At 69.2% G+C, this 4,817-nt stretch carries 4 protein-coding genes and 1 pseudogene; all 5 read left to right on the top strand.

Translation table 11 applies throughout. From position 1 onward, the window contains the following. On the top strand, nucleotides 1-1,149 hold a 1,149-nt coding region (locus AC1DR7_RS19960; RefSeq protein ID WP_478076648.1), incomplete at its 5' end, for a chemotaxis protein CheA. An 88-nt stretch (nucleotides 1,150-1,237) separates the two neighbouring features. Next, nucleotides 1,238-1,978: a flagellar motor protein gene (locus AC1DR7_RS19965; protein ID WP_312237769.1), complete on the top strand. Its 741-nt coding sequence runs from the start codon at nucleotides 1,238-1,240 to the stop codon at nucleotides 1,976-1,978. A 1-nt stretch (nucleotide 1,979) separates the two neighbouring features. Then, on the top strand, nucleotides 1,980-2,969 hold the full coding sequence (gene motD / locus AC1DR7_RS19970; RefSeq protein WP_478051155.1) for a flagellar motor protein MotD: 990 nt from the start codon (nucleotides 1,980-1,982) through the stop codon (nucleotides 2,967-2,969). Nucleotides 2,970-2,974: 5 nt separating this feature from the next. Then, nucleotides 2,975-3,757, top strand: coding sequence for a ParA family protein (locus tag AC1DR7_RS19975; protein ID WP_256776947.1), 783 nt, complete (start codon nucleotides 2,975-2,977; stop codon nucleotides 3,755-3,757). Then, nucleotides 3,754-4,817: pseudogene (locus AC1DR7_RS19980) on the top strand (hypothetical protein); the annotation flags it as partial. The gene AC1DR7_RS19975 and the pseudogene AC1DR7_RS19980, both read left to right, overlap by 4 nt.

The raw sequence follows: 4,817 nt of genomic DNA on the forward strand, positions 1-4,817 counted from the left end.
GAGCACACCGTGCGCGTGGATACCAAGCGCCTGGACGCGATCGTCAACCTGATCGGCGAACTGGTGCTCTCGCGCAACCGCCTCAAGACCCTGCGCGCGCGCCTGCACGATGAAGAGCTGGACCGCGCCGTGTCCACGCTGGATATCGCCACCGCCCGCCTGCAGTCAGCGGTGATGCGTACCCGCATGCAGCCGGTCGGCAAGGTGTTCTCGCGCTTCCCCAAGGTTGCCCGTGACGTGGCCCGCAACCTGAAGAAGGAAGTGGAACTGGAGCTGGTCGGCGCGGAAACCGAACTGGACCGCAACCTGGTCGAGGCGTTGGCCGATCCGCTGGTGCATCTGGTGCGCAACGCGATCGACCACGGCATCGAAACCCCGGACCTGCGCGAAGCCCAAGGCAAGCCGCGCAACGGCCACGTGCGCCTGTCGGCGCAGCAGGAAGGCGACTACGTCAGCATCGAGGTGCAGGATGACGGCGCCGGCATCGATCCGGAACGGCTGCGCCAGAAGGCCCGCGAAAAGGGCCTGATCGATCCCGAAGCCGCCGCCCGCCTGAGCAGCGAGGAATGCCTGCACCTGGTGTTCCTGCCCGGCTTCTCGACCAAGCAGGAAGTGACCGACATTTCCGGCCGCGGCGTCGGCATGGACGTGGTGCAGTCGCGCATCCGCGAACTCAGCGGGCAGATCCAGATCCAGTCCGAACTGGGCCGCGGCAGCCGCTTCATGATCCGCGTCCCGCTCACCCTGGCGATCCTGCCGACCCTGCTGGTGCAGGCCGGCGAAGACGTCTACGCCCTGCCGCTGGCGCGCGTGATGGAGGTGCTGCACGCCCCCAACACCTCGCTGGGCTGGTTCGACGGCCGCGCCGTGCTGGACCGCAAGTCGCACACCCTGCCGCTGGTGGACCTGCGCCATTGGCTGGCGGTGGAACCGGCGGCCTCGCCGCTGCTCACCATCGTGGTGCTGCAGGCCGGCGAAGCCCGCTTCGGGCTGGTGGTGGACCAGGTCCGTGGCCGCGAGGAAGTGGTGATCAAGCCATTGCCCAAGGCACTGCGCGGGCTGCGCGGCTATGCCGGCGCGACCCTGATCGGCGACGGACGGATGTCGTTGATCCTGGACGTGGACGGGTTGCGCACCCAGCACGATTGACCGCCTGACCCCTATAAAAGTGTGACCGCTGCAACACCTGCCGCCGTCGGTGTCTCAAGTCCCATTCACACAAGCCGATAACGGACCCATGGACAGACTCAGCCTCATTGGACTTTTCCTCGCCCTGGCCTCACTGGTCGGCGGCAGCATCCTCAAAGGGGCTGGCCTGGCGTCGCTGTGGTCGCCGGCGGCCTTTGTGATCGTGATTGTCGGCACCATCGCCTCGATCCTGCTGCACACCTCCCCGGCGGTGTTCAAGCACGCCTTCAAGATCGTGCGCTGGGTGATCCTGCCGCCCAGCAGCGACCGCCACGACCTGATCAAGCAGATCGTCGAGTGGAGCAATATCGCCCGCCGCCAGGGCCTGCTGGGCCTGGAAGCGCAGGTCGACGCGCAGAGCGACCCGTTCCTGCGCAAGGGCCTGCAGCTGCTGGTGGACGGCGTGGAGCCGGAAACCATCCGCCACATGATGGAAATCGAGCTGAGCAGCCAGGAACACCAGGACCTGGCTGCCTCCAAGGTGTTCGAGGGCATGGGCATCTACGCCCCTACCCTGGGCATCATCGGCGCGGTGCTGGGCCTGATCGCGGTGATGAAGAACCTCGCCGACCCAAGCAAGCTCGGCCACGGCATCGCCGCGGCATTCACCGCCACCATCTACGGCATCGCCTCGGCCAACCTGCTGTTCCTGCCGGTGTCGGCCAAGCTCAAGAGCGTGATCCACCACAACAGCCGCGACCGCGAAATGATCATCGAAGGGCTGATCTCCATCGCCCAGGGCGAGAACCCGCGCAACATCGAAACCAACCTGTCCGGATTCCTGCACTGACATGGCCCGTCGCAAGCACCACGAAGAGCATGCCAACCATGAGGCCTGGGCGATTCCCTATGCCGACCTCATGACGCTGCTGCTGGCCTTTTTCGTGGTGATGTACGCCATCTCCTCGCTCAACGAAGGTAAGTACCGGGTCATGGCCGACGCGCTGACCACCGCCTTCGGCGGCGCGCCACGCACCATCAACCCGGTGCAGGTGGGCAACCAGCAGGTGCAGGGCGGCGGCTGGGACAGCCCGTCGGTGATCAAGGCCGGCAACCGCGTCGGCCCGTCCGCACCGGCCCCGTCCAACGACCCCACGCTGCTGCCGGCGATGGCCTCGCAGATGCGCATGCCGGTATCGGTGCGCAACCAGGAACAGCTGCAGCGCGCCGAGCGCCAGCTCAACACCATCGCCGACAAACTCACCGCCACGCTGGCCCCGCTGATCGATCGCGGCATGATCACCGTGCGCCGCACCGAGCTGTGGATCGAGGTGGAGATCAACAGCGACATCCTGTTCCCCACCGGCTCGGCCACGCTGGACGTGCATGCGCGCGACACGCTGTCCACGCTGGCCCAGGTGCTGCGCGATGCGCCCAATGGCGTGCGCGTGGAAGGCCACACCGACAACGTCCCGATCGCCACCTCGCTGTTCCCCTCCAACTGGGAACTGTCGGCCGGGCGCGCGGCCAGCGTGGTGCACCTGTTCGCCGACCAGGGCCTGCAGCCGGCGCGGCTGGCGATGGTCGGCTATGGCCAGTTCCGTCCGCGCGAAGACAACGCCAGCGCCGAAGGCCGCAACCGCAACCGGCGCGTCATGGTCATCATCCTGGCCGATACCGCCCAGGGCGTGGACCCGATCGGCCCGCAGCTGACCGCCGGGTCCGCACCGGCGCCGAAGGCCGCATCCCCCTCCCTTACCCCCCTCGCCCCGGTGCAGTTGCCACCGGTGCCGGCCGGCAGCCGCGTTGGCGCCGCCGTTCCCCCTGCAATGAAGGAGTGAACCGAATGCGCATCTGGGCAATCGCCAATCAGAAGGGCGGCGTGGGCAAGACCACCACCTCCCTGGCCCTCGGCCGTGGCCTGGCCACGCTGGGCCACCGGGTGTTGCTGATCGACCTCGATCCGCATTCCTCGCTCACCCGCGCCTTTGGCGTGCCGCTGGATCCGCCGCCGCAGGGCGTGCTGGAACTGTTCGGCGCACCGCCGGCCGAGCTGTCCACGCTCAGCCACCGAAGCGACATCCCCGGCCTGGACTACGTCTGCGCACAGGCCGCGCTGGCCACTCTGGAACGCCGCAGCGCCAACCAGCCCGGGCTGGGCCTGGCGCTGCAGAACGCGCTGGGCCGCCACCAGGGCCAGCACGACTACATCCTGCTGGACTGCGCGCCCACCCTGGGCCTGCTGATGATCAACGCCTTGGCCGCGGCCGACCGCCTGATCATCCCCACCCAGGCCGAGCCACTGGCCCTGCACGGGCTGGATGGCATGGTCCGCACCGGTGAAATGGTGGAACGGTCGCGTCGCCGCACGCTGCCGATGTCGATCCTGCCGACGCTGTTCGACCGCCGCACCCGCGCCGGCAATGAAACGGTCAAGCAGATGCAGGACAAGCACGGCCACCGCGTCTGGGAAGACGCGATCCCGGTCGACACCCGCATCTGCAACGCCGCCAGCCTGACCGTGCCGCCGCAGTCCGAGGACTACCCCGGTCGCGGCCTGGCCGCCTACCGCCGCGCACTTGAATGGATCCTGGCCGACGACGCGCTGCAGATGGAGCGCGCGGCATGAACACCGCCGGCGTGCTCGACGACTACCTGGAGCAGTTGCTCGGCGATGCCGTRCCGACCGCGCCGGCACCGGCTGACGTGCCCGCCGCCCCGGCGGCCGCGGTGGTCGCGCAGGACGGCGCTGAAGCGGCAGGCGTCGCGCTGGCGATCAGCGCCGAGTTCGTCCATTCGACCGCGCCCGCGGCCGACGCCACACGCGACGCGGCTGTCGACACCACCCTAGGCGCACCGGCCGAGAGCGTCGCGATCGCTCACGAAACACCCACCTCGCCCGGCAGCCCCGCCAACCTCGCGCTGCTCGACGAACTGATGAACGACCCCGCGCTCGGACCACCCGTCGATAACCGCGCGACCGCTCACSAAACCCCCACCTCGCCCGGCAGCCCGGCCAACCTCGCRCTGCTCGACGAACTGATGAACGACCCCGCACTCGGCCCCCCGGTCGATACCCGCGCGATCGCTCACGAAACCCCGACCTCGCCCGGCAGCCCGGCCAACCTCGCGCTGCTCGAYGAACTGATGAACGACCCCGCGCTCGGCCCCCCGGTCGATACCCGCGCGACCGCTCACCAAACACCGACCTCGCCCGGCAGCCCGGCCAACCTCGCGCTGCTCGAYGAACTGATGAACGACCCTGCGCTCGGCCCGCCGGTCGATACCCGCGCGATCGCTCACCAAACACCGACCTCGCCCGGCAGCCCGGCCAACCTCGCGCTGCTCGACGAACTCATGAACGACCCTGCGCTCGGCCCGCCGGTCGATACCCGCGCGATCGCTCACCAAACACCGACCTCGCCCGGCAGCCCGGCCAACCTCGCGCTGCTCGACGAACTGATGAACGACCCTGCGCTCGGCCCGCCCGGTAGAGCCGAGCCACGCTCGGCTGCTCTAGCCGCTGCCGACGCCGCCCGCCCCAGCTGGGACGACCTGCCGGACGAGGTGCTGCACGACAGCGCGCCCGCCCCCACGCGCGCACCGATCGCCGCTCCCGCCGCTCCCGCTCCGCTGCCTGCCGCCCGCCCCATGCCGACGACGATGCCGATGTCCGCCCCGAGCGCCCG

Source organism: Stenotrophomonas sp. P5_A9, from assembly GCF_056400525.1.